Below are 14821 nucleotides of genomic sequence, written 5' to 3'. Positions count from 1 at the left end.
GGGCCGGGCCCGACCCGCTTACTTCTGCAGCACCCTCAGATCCCGCCCCGCCTCCGGCACCAGGACCGTCCCCTGATCGTCCGGCAGCGTCTGGACGGTGAACATCGGGATGCCGTCCTCGGGCAGTGCCAGCATCCGCGAGCCATGGACCTCGCCCCCGGACACCGGCTCCACCGTGAGGGCGTACGAGCCCTTGAGGCCGTCCGGCACCGGCGGCTGGTCGATCAGCAGGGTCGTGCCGCCCTTGACCGTGTACGTCTTCGTGGCCGGTGAGCCGCCCTCGGTGCCGGGTGACGCCGTGACCTTCACCTTCGCCGACTTGTCCGGGGCCACCAGGGAGAGCGTGGAGCCCTTGGCGCGGTTGTCGGCGACCGTCGCGCGCGTGCCCACCGCGTTCGTCGCCGGGATGAACGCCGTCTCCTGGTCGCTGCCCTTGCCACGGGTGACGCGCAGCCCCGCCACGACGGGCACCGGCTTGTCGGTCGGCGACAGGAGCAGCGAACCGGCCTCCCCCTTGGTGAGGGCGCCGAGGTCGACGGCGGCCGTCATGCCCGCCTTCACGTGGAGGTTCTCGTTTCCGGCCGGGGTGATCGTGCCGGTCGGCGAGGCCAGCTGGATCTTGACGTCCGCGTCGTCGGAGCCGGGTGCGTAGGCGACCAGGTGCACCGAGGTGGCGTCCTTGGGGATGCCGGGCAGCACGGCGTCGGCCGCGGGGGCGGCGGAGGGGGGCAGCCAGTCGCCGCCGAGCTTGTCGTCGGAGGACTGCACGGCGGCCGCGACCCGGCCGCTGCGGGCGGTCACGTGCATCGTGAGGTCGGCGTACTGCTTGTCGGCGAGCGTGGACAGCAGCACCGGGACGCTGGAGTGCGGCTGGACCTGGATCGCCTCGCCGACCGGGGAGGTCACCTCGCCGCCCGGGCCGAACAGCTCCACGTCGACGACGGCCGCGGAGTCGTCCGGGTTCGTCAGGTGGATGTAGTCGCTGCGGCCCTTGGCGGTGCTCGCGCCGGGGAACCAGAAGTCCGTGTCGGGCGCGGTGCAGTTGGTGCCCTGCGCGCCTCGGCCGCTGCCCGCGGAGTAGGTCGTGGTCTGCTGCACGGTCCAGCCGGGGGCGAGCGCGCCGTCGGCGGTGCCGATGAGCGCCGGTGCCTCGGCGCCCGACTCCTCGCCGCCGACCGCCTCGCCCGGCTTCTTCTGGGTCAGGAAGGGCTTGGCCTGCTTGCCCTTGGCGCCCTCTTGCGGAGCGTCCGTCAACTGCTTGGTCACGGGGAGCAGTTCCGCCTTGCCCGTGCCCCCGGTGCCGCTCGACTTCGGCGTGAACGCGGTGTACGAGGTCTCGGCGAGGTCGGAGGCGCTGGGGACCGGGCAGAGCAGGCTGGTGCGCTCGACGGGCAGCCGCGCGGCGGCCTTCGCCTTGTCGTCGCCCGTGCTGTCGGGGCCGCTGGACGCGGCGTACCCGGTGACGGCGCCGAGGACGACGACCACGGCGATCAGGGACTGGGTGGTGCGGTTCACTGCTGGCTCCCGTCGGGGCGCTCACTGTCGGTGCCGTGCGGCGGCGGAGGCGGGGGTGGCGGTGGCATCGGGGGCCGCTGGTCGTACGGGGCGTCTCCGTAGGACTGGCCGTACTGCTGGTCGCCTCCGTAGGCACCGCCCGCCCCGCCGTAGGAGGCGTACGGGTCGTACTGGCCGCTCTGGTAGGGCTGCTCCTGGTAGCCCTGTGCCCGATAGTTCTGTGCCTGGTAGTCCTGTGCCCGGTAGTCCTGTGCCGAGTAGTCCTGTGCCTGGTAGGACGGGGCGGGCGTCTCCCATTCGCCGTACGACTGCTGCTGCGGAACGGCGGCGAGGGCCTCCTCCGAAGGAGGAGGCGGTACGTCCCGGCCCGCCTCCTGGTCCGCCTCCTGCGCGGTCTGCTCGCTCTGGGCCCGCAGTCTGCGCGCCTTGCGGCCCTCCCCCTCAATGGGCTGTGCCGGGATGACCGGCTCTTCGGGGAGGTCGTCGTCGACGTCGCGGCGCCTGCCGGGCAGCGCGAGCACCACGAGGATGACGGCGAGCGCGCCCTGCGTCCACAGCCACGCGGTGTGACTCATCGGCGCGTCGTAGGTGACGTCCAGGCGGCCGCCCGAGGTGGGCAGTTCGAAGCCCTGCGCCCAGCCGTCCAATGTGGTGCGGGGAAGGGGGCGGCCGTCGAGGGTAGCCGTCCAGCCCGGGGCGGCGGAGTCGGCGAGCCGCAGCACGCGGCCCTCGTCGCCCGAGGTGATCTTCGTGTGCAGCTCGACGGGGCCCGCGGCGACGGGCTCCGGGTCGCCGGCCTTCGGGACGATGGCGGCGCGGGAGACCTGCCGGTCCACGCGCCACAGGGCGCTGCCGTCCTCCTGGCTGAGCCGGGTCAGGCCGGGGGTCGCGTCCAGGGTGCGGCTCATCTGGCGGGGCGCGCCCTGGCGTACGAGGACGTAGCGGACCGCGTAGCCACCGAGGTGGTCGGCCTGGTCGGCGCCGGAGCCCGCGACCAGCCGGGCGACGATCTTGTCGAGTCGTGCGTCGGGGCCGGCGGCCGCGACGAGTTCGGCGTCGCCGAGCCGGGCGCCCGATCCCCGTACGAGGGTGTAGGAGACCTCGGCCGCCGACCCGCTGTCGAGGACGAGGGTGCGGGCCTGGTCCTGCGTGCCGCTCTCCTCCGCGACGAACGCGGGCACCTGCACCGGATCACGCCGCTCCAGGGGGCCGTCGGCGCCGCGGATCATCCACCCGGCGGCGACGAGCAGCGGCCCGGCCGCCGCGGCGAACGCGATGAGCGCGGCGACCGGCTGGCGCCAGCCGAAGCTCTGCTCGGCGACACGCGCGCGTGCACCGTCGGCGCCGAGCGCGGCGGCGGCGAGGAGCGCGATGCCGTAGCCGAGGGTGGCGGGTCCGGCCCACGCCGAGCCGTTCGACAGGACGGCGAAGACGAGCGAGACCAGGGCGGCCGTCCACGCGGTGCGGACCGCCAGCTGCCGCTCGGTGCGCAGCAGGGCGCCGAGGGCGGCGAGCAGGATGCCGACGAGCATCAGCCCGTCCACGGTGCCGGGACCGCCGGGGCTGGTGCCGAGCAGATCGAGGGCGGTCGCGGAGCCGCTGCCGAACTCCAGGCCCACTTCCTTGAAGAAGCCGAAGGGCAGCAGCGTGAGCGACCAGGGGGCAAGGATGAGCAGCGGTGTGCCGAGTGCGGCGAGGAAACGCAGGCCGTAGGCCGCGATGTCGCGGATCCGCAGCACGAGGAGGGCGAGGCCGAGCACCAGGGCGATCGGCCAGACGATCGGCGTGAAGGCCGTGGCGAGGGTCAGCAGCAGCGCGTACGCCCAGGTGGCGCGCCAGGTGCCGCGGGCGCCCCCGGAGGCCGTCAGGCCGGCGGCCGCGATGCCCGCGCGCGCGATGAGCGGCAGCAGGACCGCGAGGACGGCGGTGCCGATGCGGCCGCCCGCGAGCGCGCCGGTGGCGGCGGGCAGGAAGGCGTACGCGACGGAGGCCCAGGCGCGCAGCAGCCGCGAGGTGACGAGCGGGCGCGAGGCGAAGTACGCCGCGAAGCCGGCCAGCGGCACGGAGCCGACGAGCAGCACGGTGACCGCGAGCCCGGTGGAGCCGAACAGCAGCGTGGACAGGCCCGCGACGAGCGCGAGGTACGGCGGGGCGGCCTGTGTGCCGCCCGTGCCGACGGCATGCCAGCCGTCCAGGTAGCGCGCCCACAGGCCCGAGGAGTCGGCGGGCGCGGGCAGCAGCGCGCCGCCCGCGAGCGCCCCGCTGCCGAGCAGGGCTCGGCAGGCGATGAGCGAGACGAAGAGCAGTACTACGAAGAGCACCGGTCCCGGCTTGCGGGCGATGCGCTTGAGGCGGGCGAACTGCTCGATCTCCAGGAAGTCGGCGTCGTCGCCGCCGGGTCCGGACTCGACGGCGCCGTGCCGTCCCGCTCCCCCGGGGGCCTCGGGGTCGGAGCCGCCGACGAGGCCGCCCGCGGCCTGTTCGACGGTGGCCCGCACGGTGGCGCCCGGCGGCGGGAACAGAGCCCGCATCTCCCCCGCGTCGAGCACCGACTTGCCGCGCTGCTTGCGGGCGCCGAGGATCCTCCCGGGCCGCAGCAGCGTCACCAGGAGGCCGGCGATTTCGTCGAGGGCCTGTCCGGGCGCCTTGCCGACGAGGTAGGTGACGGTGCGCAGGAGCGTGCCGAAGACGAGCCGGAAGAGCACCCAGGGCAGCACGGCCGAGCGGGCGTTGACGAGCAGGGTGTAGGCGGCGCCCGCCTTGTCCACGCGGTGCGGTGACGTCGCCGTACGGCCGACGCAGTCGACGGTGCGGCGCTCGCGCGAGGACGCCTCGGCGTGCCGGACGACGGCTTCGGGGGCGACGAGGACGCGGTGCCCCGCGGCGTGCGCGCGCCAGCACAGGTCGACGTCGTCGCGCATCAGCGGCAGACGGCGGTCGAAGCCGCCGAGCTGTTCGTACACATCGCGGCGGATGAGCATGCCCGCGGTGGACACGGAGAGCACGGGCCGTACGTGGTCGTGCTGGCCCTGGTCCTGCTCGCGCCGGTCCAGGCCGGTCCAGCGGCGGCCGCTGTTGGCGATGGAGACGCCGACCTCCAGGAGCTGCCTGCGGTCGTACCAGCCGCGGAGCTTGGGGCCGACGACGGCGACGTCCTTGCCCAGCTCGTGTTCGTTCTCGACGGCGCGCAGCAGCTCGGCGAGGGCGTCGGGCTCGGGGGCGCAGTCGTCGTGGAGCAGCCAGAGCCACTGCACGGGCTCGCCGTGCGGCAGGTCGGGCAGGTCGTACGCGTCGTCGCGCCAGGAGCGGCTCACCGGGTCCCAGCCGCTGGGGCGCTTCAGATACGGCAGCTCTTCGGGGGTGAGCACCCCGGCGCCACGGACCGCCTCGTCGACGGCGGTGCCGAAGCCGGAGCGGCGGGCGAGGTGCAGCACGCGGTCGGGGCCGAGGGCCTCGGTGACGAGGCGGGCGGAGTCGTCCGCGCTGCCGGTGTCCGCGGCCACGGCGTCCTGCACGGGCCGCTCCTGGCCGAGCAGCCCTGCCAGGGCGTCGGGCAGCCAGCGGGCGCCGTCGTGGGAGACGAGGACGGCGGTCACGACGTGCCGCGGGAACTCAGGGGCGGCAGCGTCGTGATGGGCTGCCGAATGGCTGTGCACGGACATCGAGGTACGGGCCCCGGTTCGATGGACTGCGGTGGACGCCTGCGCCCTGCGGGGGCGCCGGGGCGTCTCGGACGGGGCCCCACACTAACGGCTGACACCAGGACGGCCCGCCGCCTGTGGATAACCCAGGGGCGACGGGCCGTTCGTTGCGCTTCGTTGCGCGTTGATTGGGAGATGTATGCCGAATTGACGGGGTGGCATCTGCGCGGATGCGCTTCCGATCACACCGCTGCCTTTTTCAGTCGGCGGCGTTCACGCTCCGACAGGCCGCCCCAGATGCCGAAGCGTTCGTCGTTCGCGAGTGCGTATTCGAGGCACTCGGAGCGGACCTCGCAGGCGAGACAGACCTTCTTGGCCTCGCGCGTGGAGCCGCCCTTCTCGGGGAAGAAGGACTCGGGGTCGGTCTGGGCGCACAGCGCGCGCTCCTGCCAGCCGAGTTCCTCGTCCGCGTCCTCGACCAGCAGTTCCTGAACCAGCTCGGTCATGTGCGCCCCTCGTCTGTCTGTGCGTCCCCGTGGTGCTGCCGTTACCGGTTCCGGCTGAACGACACGAGTGAAATTACAAGTGCGCCGATCAGGGCCAGTCAAGCCGAGATCTGCTATTGGGCCCCTTATTCACTCTGCGGAACCAAGGCTATGCAGAAAGTGTTCAAATCGGCATAAACCATCAAGCTCGTCGGCGGCCCCCAAAACCGCCTCTCCCGAGGACCTCGGCGGGAGGTCCTACAGGGAAGGACGTCAACATTTGAGCGCCGGTTGCTGTGCCCCATGTGTCCCGTGCGCCCGGTGCACAAACCTTTCACCTGACCGAACAACCGGATGAGGTGAAACATATCCCACATAGCGGACAATGAGTTGACAGTAGAAGGTGTGAGCAGGTGTCCTGGTGGGCATGCTCGCGAACCTGGCTCTTTCGATGACCCGCACCAGCGGGTCCATCGGTGCTGCCCACGCGCGCTGTCGCTGTTCCTGCTCCAGCTGTTGAGTCCATCCAGCTGTCGAGCCGCTTCTCCGCACCACCTTCTCTGCCTTCTCTGCCTTCCCCGCTTCCCTCGCATTCCCCGCGCTCCACCCATCCTTCGCGACACCCCAGCACTCTTACGTTGAGGAACCACCGCACGATGAACAGCGACAGCGACCTCCAGATCGCCGGCGACATCCTCGAAGTCCCGCACCTGCTGCAGCCCGCCCGCGAGCACCCCGCGACCGTGGCCGAGTTCGTCGGCCTCGCCCGGACCATCGCGGCCGACCGCTCCCAGTGGGAGCACCTCGTCCAGTACGACGCCACCAGCCGCTGGTACCACCGCCTGCGCACCGGGCCGGGTTACGAGGTCTGGCTGCTCTCCTGGGTGCCCGGACAGGGCAGCGGGCTGCACGACCACGGGCGCTCATCCGGCGTACTCACCCTCCTGGAGGGTGAGTTGACCGAGCGCACCCAGCGGGGCGCGCGGACGCTCGGGGCAGGCGCGCAGCGCGTCTTCGCGCCGGGGTATGTCCACGAGGTCGTCAACGACTCCCTCGAACCGGCCGTCAGCCTGCACGTCTACTACCCCGGCCTGACCGAGATGCCGATGCACGCCGCCCAGTGCGCCGCCTCGGTGACGGGCGGCGTCGCGGAGGATGTCGCAACCGCCTGACCAACTGTCGTACCCGCCTGACATGCTGGAGCACATGCGCATTGTGGTTCTGGCCGGTGGTATCGGCGGCGCCCGTTTCCTCCGCGGGCTCAAGAAGGCCGCGCCCGACGCGGACATCACGGTCATCGGCAACACCGGTGACGACATCCACCTGTTCGGGCTGAAGGTCTGCCCCGACCTGGACACCGTGATGTACACGCTCGGCGGCGGCATCAACGAGGAGCAGGGCTGGGGGCGTACGGACGAGACGTTCAAGGTCAAGGAAGAGCTCGCGTCCTACGGCGTCGGGCCAGAGTGGTTCGGGCTCGGCGACCGGGACTTCGCCACGCACATCGTGCGGACGCAGATGCTGGGCGCCGGATATCCGCTCAGCGCCGTCACACAGGCGCTCTGCGAGCGGTGGCGGCCCGGGGTGCGGCTCATCCCCATGTCCGACGACCGCGTCGAGACGCACGTGGCCGTCACCATCGACGGCGAGCAGAAGGCCGTGCACTTCCAGGAGTACTGGGTGCGACTGCGCGCCTCCGTGGACGCGCACGCCGTCGTGCCCGTCGGCGCCGAGCAGGCCAAGCCCGCGCCCGGCGTCCTCGAAGCCATCGCCGAGGCCGACATCGTCCTCTTCCCGCCGTCCAACCCCGTGGTCAGCGTCGGGACCATCCTCGCCGTGCCCGGCATTCGCGAGGCCATCGCCGAGGCGGGCGTGCCCGTGATCGGCCTCTCCCCCATCGTCGGCGACTCGCCCGTGCGGGGCATGGCCGACAAGGTGCTCGCCGCCGTCGGCGTGGAGACCAGTGCCGCCGCCGTCGCCGAGCACTACGGCAGCGGGCTGCTCGACGGATGGCTCGTCGACAGTGTCGACGCGGGCGTGGTGGAGCGGGTGGAGAGCGCCGGGATCCGGTGCCGGGCCATTCCGCTGATGATGACCGACGTCGACGCGGCGGCGGAGATGGCGCGCCAGGCTCTCGTGCTCGCCTCGGAGGTACGGGCGTGAGCGCCGCCTCCGGCTCCGGCGCCGGGCCGGGTACGGGCGTGAGCACCGCCTCCGGCGGCTCCGGTGCCGGGCCCGCGTATCGGGTGTGGGCCGTGCCCGGGCTGCCCGAGGTGCGGGAGGGCGACGACCTCGCCAAGCTGATCGCGACCGCCGAGCCGGGGCTCGCCGACGGGGACGTCCTGATCGTCACGTCGAAGATCGTCAGCAAGGCCGAGGGGCGGATCGTCGAGGCGAGCGACCGCGAGGCGGCCATCGACGCGGAGACCGTACGGGTCGTCGCGCGGCGCGGGACGCTGCGGATCGTCGAGAACCGGCAGGGGCTCGTGATGGCCGCGGCCGGGGTCGACGCGTCGAACACCCCTGCGGGGACGGTGCTGTTGTTGCCTTCCGACCCCGATGCCTCGGCTCGCGCCGTGCGGGACGGGGTGCGGGAGGCGCTGGGGGTCGAGGTGGGTGTCGTCGTCACCGACACGTTCGGGCGGCCCTGGCGGTCCGGGCTCACCGATGTCGCCATCGGGGCGGCTGGTGTGCGGGTGCTCGACGATTTGCGGGGCGGTTTTGACGCGTACGGGAATCCGCTGAGTGCGACTGTCGTCGCGACCGCCGATGAGTTGGCTGCCGCGGGGGATCTCGTCAAGGGGAAGGCTGCGGGGTTGCCTGTGGCGGTGGTGCGGGGGCTTCGCCATGTTGTGGTGGGCGGCTCTGAGGGCTTTGTGGGCTCTGAGGGCTTTGTGGATGTGGGGGCCCGGGCCTTGGTGCGTGGTGCGGGTGATGACATGTTCCGGCTCGGGACGTCCGAAGCGGTGCGGGAAGCGGTGACGCTGCGGCGGACCGTGCGGGAGTTCACCGACGATGAGGTCGATCCCGGGGCCGTGCGGCGGGCCGTCGCCGCGGCGCTCACCGCGCCGGCGCCGCATCACACCACTCCGTGGCGGTTCGTCCTGGTGGAGTCCGCTGCCGCGCGGGTCGAGCTGCTGGACGCGATGCGGGACGCGTGGATCGCGGATCTGCGGCGGGACGGGAAGTCGGAGGAGGCGATCGCCAGGCGGGTGCGGCGGGGGGACGTGCTGCGTAACGCGCCCTATCTGGTGGTGCCTTGTCTGGTGATGGACGGCTCCCATACGTATGGGGACGCGCGGCGGGATGGGGCCGAGCGGGAGATGTTCGTGGTCTCGGCGGGGGCCGGTGTGCAGAACTTCCTTGTCGCGCTGGCCGGGGAACGGCTTGGTTCCGCGTGGGTTTCCTCGACGATGTTCTGTCGGGATGTCGTGCGGGGGGTTCTTGGGCTGCCGGAGCCCTGGGATCCCATGGGGGCGGTGGCTGTGGGGCGCCCGGCGGGGGAGCCTCCGGCTCGGGGTTCGCGGGATGTGGGGGGATTTATCGCTGTTCGGTAGGTGAGGTGGCCCTCCGGGGGTTGGGGGGCCTCTGCTGCGGGTGTGTGGGGGTTCATTGCGCCGTTCCCCGCACCCCTGGGCGGGGCCTTCTCGCCGTTCTTTGCTGCGGGTGTGTGGGGGTTGATCGCGCCGTTCCCCGCGCCCCTGGGGCAGTGGGTGCTTGCGGCGGTTTGGGCGTGCTGGCTGGTGGTTGGTTGCGGTTTTCCCGTTGGCCGCCGGCCGCAGGCCCTCTTCAGAGCAGGGCGATGTCCGTTTTTCTCATGCGGGGGGCTCTGCGGGGCGGGGTGTGGCCGCTTAGGAGGATCAGGCGGGTCGCTCGGTGGCGTTGGCCTGCGTAGGGAGTGAGGAGGGTCAGCATTGCCTCGTCGTCCGCTTCGCGGTTGTTCGCCAGGGCGTGGCCGATGATGCCGGGGAGGTGGAGGTCGCCGACCGTCACCGCGTCGGGGGCGCCGTTGCTGCGCTGGATGGTCTCCGTCGAGGTCCAGGGGCCGATGCCGGGGATCAGTTCCAGGCGGGCCTGGGCCTGGAGCGGGGGCATCGTCGCCGCTTCTTCCAGGCGGCGGGCCGCCCGCACCGCGCGCAGGATCGTCGAGGCGCGTTTGTTGTCGACGCCCGCCCTGTGCCACTCCCAGGACGGGATCAGGGCCCAGGTGCGGGGGTCCGGCATCACGTACATGTGGTGCGGGGTGGGGCCCGGCGCCGGCTCGCCGTGGGCGCGGAGCAGGAGGCGCCAGGCGCGGTAGGCCTCGTCCGCCGTGACCTTCTGTTCCAGGATCGACGGGATCAGGGACTCCAGGACCAGGCCCGTGCGTACCAGCCGCAGCCCCGGGCGGCGCCGTGCCGTCGCGGCGACCAGGCGGTGGCGGGGTTCGAAGGCCGAGGGGTCGTCCGACTCGCCCAGGAGCGTGGGGAGGCTCTCCAGCAGCCAAGCGGCTCCGGGGCCCCAGGCCTCCGCTTCCACCGTGCCCGAGCGCAGCGCCACGCGGAGCGTGCCGGGACCCTCGGGCGTACGGCTGGCGCGCCAGGCCGAGCCGTCGGAGGTCATCCGGAAAGCGGGGTCCGCGGGGCCGCGCCGCAGCGGGCCGAGGGTCGGGCCGAGGTCAAGGGGGAAGGGCGGCTTCCAGGTGCGCGCCCGCGGGGCCGTGGTCTGGCGGGGGACGCCCGCCGGTACGACTGTCTCGCCGCCGCGCACCGGGGTGCGAGGGGGGCGCGGGGCGAAACGGGACGACATCTGTACGAGGGTAGGCGACGCCCGCCCTCGCCGGGCGCTACTGGTCGGAGGAGAAGCGGACGGCGCCCGGCGGAAGCGTGGCCCCGCACCAGACACGTACTCCTTGGAACAGTTCGTTGTCGGCGCCTACATCCGCTCCGTCGCCGATCACCGCCCCCGTGAGCGCCGCGCGCGCCCCGACGCGGGCGTCCGCGCCGATGAGGGAGTCGGTGATCACCGCGCCCGGTTCGACGACGGCGCCGGCCAGGACCGCGCTGCCGCAGATCCGCGCGCCCTCCCCGATGCGGGCGTTCTCGCCGATGACCGTGCCGCCGGTGAGCTTCGCGCCGGGGGCGACGGAGGCGGTGGGCAGGACCAGGCTGTCGCCGCGGCGGCCCGGGACCGCCGGGGAGGGGGCGCGGCCGAGGACGAGGTCCGCGGAGCCGCGTACGAAGGCCTGGGGTGTGCCCAGGTCCAGCCAGTACGTCGAGTCGACCATGCCCTGGAGGTGGGCGCCGGAGGAGAGGAGGCCGGGGAACGTCTCTCGTTCGACGGAGACCGGGCGGCCCTCGGGGATCGTGTCGATGACCGAGCGGCGGAAGACGTAGGCGCCCGCGTTGATCTGGTCGGTGACGATCTCCTCGGGGGTCTGCGGCTTCTCCAGGAAGGCCGTGACCCGGCCGGTCGCGTCCGTGGGGACCAGGCCGTACGCCCTCGGGTCCTCGACCCGGGTCAGATGCAGGGAGACATCGGCGCCGGACGTCTCGTGCGTGTCCACGAGGGCGCGGATGTCCAGGCCCGTGAGGATGTCGCCGTTGAAGATCAGGACGGGGTCGTCGGGGCCCGAACGCAGGTGCGACGCCACATTGCGGATGGCGCCGCCCGTGCCCAGGGGCTCGGTCTCCGTGACGTACTCGATGTGGAGGCCGAGCGCCGAGCCGTCGCCGAAGTACGGCTCGAAGACCTCGGCGAGGTAGGAGGTGGCGAGGACGATGTGTTCCACGCCCGCGGCGCGGGCCCGCGCGAGCTGATGGGTGAGGAACGGGACGCCTGCCGCCGGGACCATCGGCTTGGGGGTGTGGACCGTGAGCGGTCGCAGCCGGGTTCCTTTGCCGCCGACCAGGAGGATCGCTTCTGTCACCTGTCGTCTCTGCTTCCTGCTGGGGCCGGCCGAACTTTGGGTTTCGGCCGGCCAGTGTATGCAGACGGGTTTGCAGATCGTGCAGTTCGTACAGTGCAGTGCGACTCGTACGGCTACTCGTGCAGTGATACTCGTACGGTGCCACTCGTACAGTGCGACCGGGCCTCAGCGGCCCTGCAAGCGGGCCGAGGCGGTCCGGATCGTGTCGAGCTTGCCGTACAGGCGGCTGCCGGGGCAGTCGGTGGCGAATCCGTCACGGTGCCCCGAGATCACCTGGAGTCGGACGTTCGTCCCTTTCTTGTACAGGTTTCCACCGCCGGATGTCAGGTAGGTCGTACCGCTCGGGTTGGCGCCGTACAGGCCGAGCTTCCACGCGGTCAGCCTGGCGATGGCGTCCACGGCCGCTTTCGGCGGGTTGGCGCTGCTGTACGAGCCGAGGACGGCGATGCCCGTGCTGTTCGCGTTGAAACCGCGAGTGTGGGCCCCTAGGACCGGCTTGGCCACACCTCCGGCACGTCCTTCGTAAATGTTTCCGCACTTGTCGATCGCGAAGTTGTAGCCGAGGTCACGCCAGCCGCTGCTCTTGACGTGGTAGCGGTAGATGCTGCGCAGCACGGATGCCGCCTGTGAGCAGCGGTAGTTGTTGCCGGACGCGCTGTGGTGCACGAAGGCGGCCTTGACGGTCTTTGAATACGCGAAGCCTCTCTCGCGGATGCGCTCGTCCGCGCCCCAGCCCTTGCGCGTGATGATGCGGGGGCGCGGGCCGATGTAGGGGCGCGCCTTGCTGGTCGCTTCGGTGCTGGTCGCTTCAGTGCCGACTGCTTCGGTGCCGGCCGCTTCGGTGGCTACCGCTTCAGTGCCTACCTCTTCGGTGCCGACCGCTTCAGTGCCTACCTCTTCAGTGCCTACCTCTTCAGTGCCGCCGTGGGCGGCGATCAGGTCGTCCTCCGTCTGCTGCTTGGTCAGCTCCGGGATCGCGGTGGCGCCGAAGGGGGCGAGGTCCGCGTTGACGGCCGAGGCCGCGGCGGCCTCGGCCGTCATGGCGGGGGCGCGCGGCACGTCGATCTGGCCGCCGCGTGGTGGGGGCTCGTCTCCGGGGTCGACCAGTTCGAGGCGCAGGCCCTTGGGGAGCAGGGCGTCGGTGGGGGCGCGGTCCGTGTGCCGGTCGGGCTCCGCCCGTACGCGGATCTCCACGCCGTCGGAGTCGCCGACCCAGAGGGGGGCCGTGGAGCCGCGGACCCTGCCGGTGGCGCGCTCCACGGCGTCCGGGTCGGCCCCGTGTTCGTTGTTATGCGTCTCGACGCCCTGCCAGCCGGACCAGGTGGCGGTGGCGCTGGCGCGGGTGCGGACCTGGACGGTGCCGTGCAGTTCGTCGGCCGGGTCGTCCCAGACGACGCCCACCAGGGAGAAGGGGCGGACATCGCGTCGGGCCAGGCCTTGTTCGCGCTCCGCGGGGGCGGCCGAGCGGTCGGAGTCGAGTGGGCCCAGCGGCAGCGACTGAGTGCTGCCGGGGATCGCCTCGGCGGCGGGGGGCGTCCGAGCGGCGGGGGCCGTCTGGGTGCCGGGGGCCGTCTGAGCGGCGGGGGCTGTCCGACTCCCGGGGGCCGTCTGAGTGCCGGAGGGCGTCCGAGCGGCGGGGGCTGTCCGACTGCCGGGGGCCGTCCCAGCGCCGGAGGGCGCCCGAGTGCCGGAGGGCGTCCGAGCGGCGGAGGCCGTCCGGGCGCCGGAGGCCGTCCGAGTGCCGGGTACCGTCTCGGCGGTGGTCGCCTCGGTGGCGGGTCCGGCGGGTGGTGGTGTGCCAGGGGTCGCGGCCCGGGCGTCGGACGACGGCAGAGTGAGGGGCAGCGCAAGGGCGGCTGCGCAGGTGACGCCGATCGAGGAAGCAAGAAATCCACGCATACGTCTGATCGTCGGCATACCGGAACACATCTGTCCATTGGGGAATTGACGGACCGTCGGCCCAGAGCGGTCGATCCGGTGACCCGCGTTCCCCCGCCACGCCGGGCGACGCGCCGGTGCCCGCGTACCCTTGCGCCCGTGAACGCCAACGACCGCACCCCCGCCGACCTGCTGCGATCCGCGCTCGCCGCGGATCCCGGACGCCCCCTGGTCACCTTCTACGACGACGCCACGGGCGAGCGCGTGGAATTGTCCGTCGCCACCTTCGCCAATTGGGTGGCCAAGACCGCCAATCTCCTCCAGGGCGACCTCGCCGCCGAACCCGGTGACCGGGCCGTGCTGCTGCTGCCCGCGCACTGGCAGACGGCCGTGTGGCTGCTCGCCTGTTCGTCGGTGGGCGTGGTCGCGGACGTGGGCGGCGACCCGGCGTCGGCCGACCTCGTCGTCAGCGGGCCGGACTCGCTGGACGCGGCGCGCGCGTGCTCCGGGGAGCGGGTCGCGCTCGCGTTGCGGCCGCTCGGTGGGCGCTTCCCTCAGCCGCCGGGGGGCTTTGCGGATTACGCGGTGGAGGTGCCTGGCCAGGGGGACCAGTTCGCTCCGTATGCGCCGGTGGATCCGGATGAGCCTGCCCTTGTGGTCGGTGGCGAGGAGCTGACGGGTGCGGGGGTCGTGGAGCGGGCTCGTGCCGACGCTGCGCGGCTCGGGGTCGGGGCTGGGTCGCGGGTTCTGTCCGGGCTTTCGTACGGCTCCTGGGAGGGTCTGAGTGCCGGGCTGTACGCGGCGCTCGCGGTGGGGGGCTCTGTGGTGCTTTGCCGGCGGCTTGCGGAGGGTGGTTTGGAGAAGCGGGTCGAGGATGAGCGGGTGTCTGTCACGGTGCGGTGAGGGGGCGCTGCCTGGGTCCTTGGGCGTGGGGTGGTGGGGCTGGTCGCGCGTTCCCCGCGGGCCCACCGGCGCCTCCCGCATGGCCCAGTGATCCCTCACTGGAGCGCCGCCCTGGCCTTCGGCCGCGGGCTCGTCGTGGCTGGTCGCGCAGTTCCCCGCGCCCCTAGCGGAGCCTCCCGCACCGCCCACTGACCCCTCACCGGAACGCCGTCCCAGGTCCCCCGCCGAGGGCTCGTCGTGGCTGGTCGCGCAATTCCCCGCGCCCCCTAGCGGAGCCTCCCGCATCGCCCAGTCAGTACCTCACCGGAGTGCCCCTGGCGGAGCCTCCGCACCGGCCAGTGACGCCTCACCGGAGTGCACTCCCGTGTCGGGCACGGCGTGGCCGGGTCGGCAGGCTTCGTGGTGTTGTCCGGGCGTCGCCCGTTTGGGCTAGGCGGGGAGCTGGTCCAGAGGCCCCCGGCGGCGGGGCGGTCCATGGTCGTAAGGGATGA

At 72.6% G+C, this 14821-nt stretch carries 10 protein-coding genes; 4 read left to right on the top strand and 6 right to left on the bottom strand.

The window, feature by feature from the left end:
- Window positions 1-18 precede the first annotated feature (18 nt).
- The 3 genes from ACWDZ7_RS15975 to ACWDZ7_RS15965 all read right to left on the bottom strand — a co-directional run bounded on the left by ACWDZ7_RS15975 (window position 19) and on the right by ACWDZ7_RS15965 (window position 5662).
- Window positions 19-1515, bottom strand: coding sequence for a DUF5719 family protein (locus ACWDZ7_RS15975; RefSeq protein ID WP_451797426.1), 1497 nt, complete (start codon window positions 1513-1515; stop codon window positions 19-21).
- The gene (locus tag ACWDZ7_RS15970) at window positions 1512-5177 is read right to left on the bottom strand and encodes a glycosyltransferase family 2 protein (protein ID WP_451797424.1); all 3666 of its coding nucleotides are present in this window, start codon (window positions 5175-5177) and stop codon (window positions 1512-1514) included. Before ACWDZ7_RS15970 ends, ACWDZ7_RS15975 begins: the two co-directional genes overlap by 4 nt.
- Window positions 5178-5398: 221 nt before the next feature.
- Window positions 5399-5662 (bottom strand): WhiB family transcriptional regulator, encoded by a 264-nt coding sequence (locus tag ACWDZ7_RS15965; protein WP_016642094.1) that lies wholly within the window; start codon window positions 5660-5662, stop codon window positions 5399-5401.
- A 635-nt stretch (window positions 5663-6297) separates the two neighbouring features.
- On the opposite strand from ACWDZ7_RS15965, the gene ACWDZ7_RS15960 reads away from it, so the two are divergent.
- From ACWDZ7_RS15960 to ACWDZ7_RS15950, 3 genes are read left to right on the top strand one after another with little or no spacing between them, the layout of a single operon-like run.
- Window positions 6298-6813 carry a cysteine dioxygenase gene (locus ACWDZ7_RS15960; protein WP_451797423.1) on the top strand — a complete coding sequence of 172 codons (516 nt, stop codon included), beginning with the start codon at window positions 6298-6300 and terminating at the stop codon, window positions 6811-6813.
- A 34-nt stretch (window positions 6814-6847) separates the two neighbouring features.
- Complete coding sequence (cofD, locus tag ACWDZ7_RS15955) at window positions 6848-7804, top strand: 2-phospho-L-lactate transferase (RefSeq protein ID WP_451797422.1); 957 nt, start codon at window positions 6848-6850, stop codon at window positions 7802-7804.
- Between the two features lie 38 nt (window positions 7805-7842).
- Window positions 7843-9198 (top strand): coenzyme F420-0:L-glutamate ligase, encoded by a 1356-nt coding sequence (locus ACWDZ7_RS15950; protein ID WP_451797466.1) that lies wholly within the window; start codon window positions 7843-7845, stop codon window positions 9196-9198.
- Window positions 9199-9430: 232 nt separating this feature from the next.
- Here ACWDZ7_RS15950 and ACWDZ7_RS15945 read toward each other — a convergent pair whose 3' ends face one another.
- The 3 genes from ACWDZ7_RS15945 to ACWDZ7_RS15935 all read right to left on the bottom strand — a co-directional run bounded on the left by ACWDZ7_RS15945 (window position 9431) and on the right by ACWDZ7_RS15935 (window position 13448).
- Window positions 9431-10429, bottom strand: a complete 999-nt coding sequence (locus ACWDZ7_RS15945) for a DNA-3-methyladenine glycosylase family protein (RefSeq protein ID WP_451797420.1) — start codon at window positions 10427-10429, stop codon at window positions 9431-9433.
- Between the two features lie 37 nt (window positions 10430-10466).
- On the bottom strand, window positions 10467-11549 hold the full coding sequence (locus ACWDZ7_RS15940; protein WP_451797418.1) for a sugar phosphate nucleotidyltransferase: 1083 nt from the start codon (window positions 11547-11549) through the stop codon (window positions 10467-10469).
- A gap of 165 nt (window positions 11550-11714) precedes the next feature.
- Complete coding sequence (locus ACWDZ7_RS15935) at window positions 11715-13448, bottom strand: N-acetylmuramoyl-L-alanine amidase (RefSeq protein ID WP_451797417.1); 1734 nt, start codon at window positions 13446-13448, stop codon at window positions 11715-11717.
- Window positions 13449-13586: 138 nt separating this feature from the next.
- Between ACWDZ7_RS15935 and ACWDZ7_RS15930 the strand changes: the two genes are divergently transcribed.
- The gene (locus tag ACWDZ7_RS15930; RefSeq protein ID WP_451797416.1) at window positions 13587-14330 is read left to right on the top strand and encodes a TIGR03089 family protein; all 744 of its coding nucleotides are present in this window, start codon (window positions 13587-13589) and stop codon (window positions 14328-14330) included.
- The last annotated feature ends 491 nt before the right edge of the window (window positions 14331-14821 follow it).

This window comes from Streptomyces sp. NPDC003032 (assembly GCF_053591415.1).
This window is presented reverse-complemented; position numbering and strand designations above follow the sequence as displayed.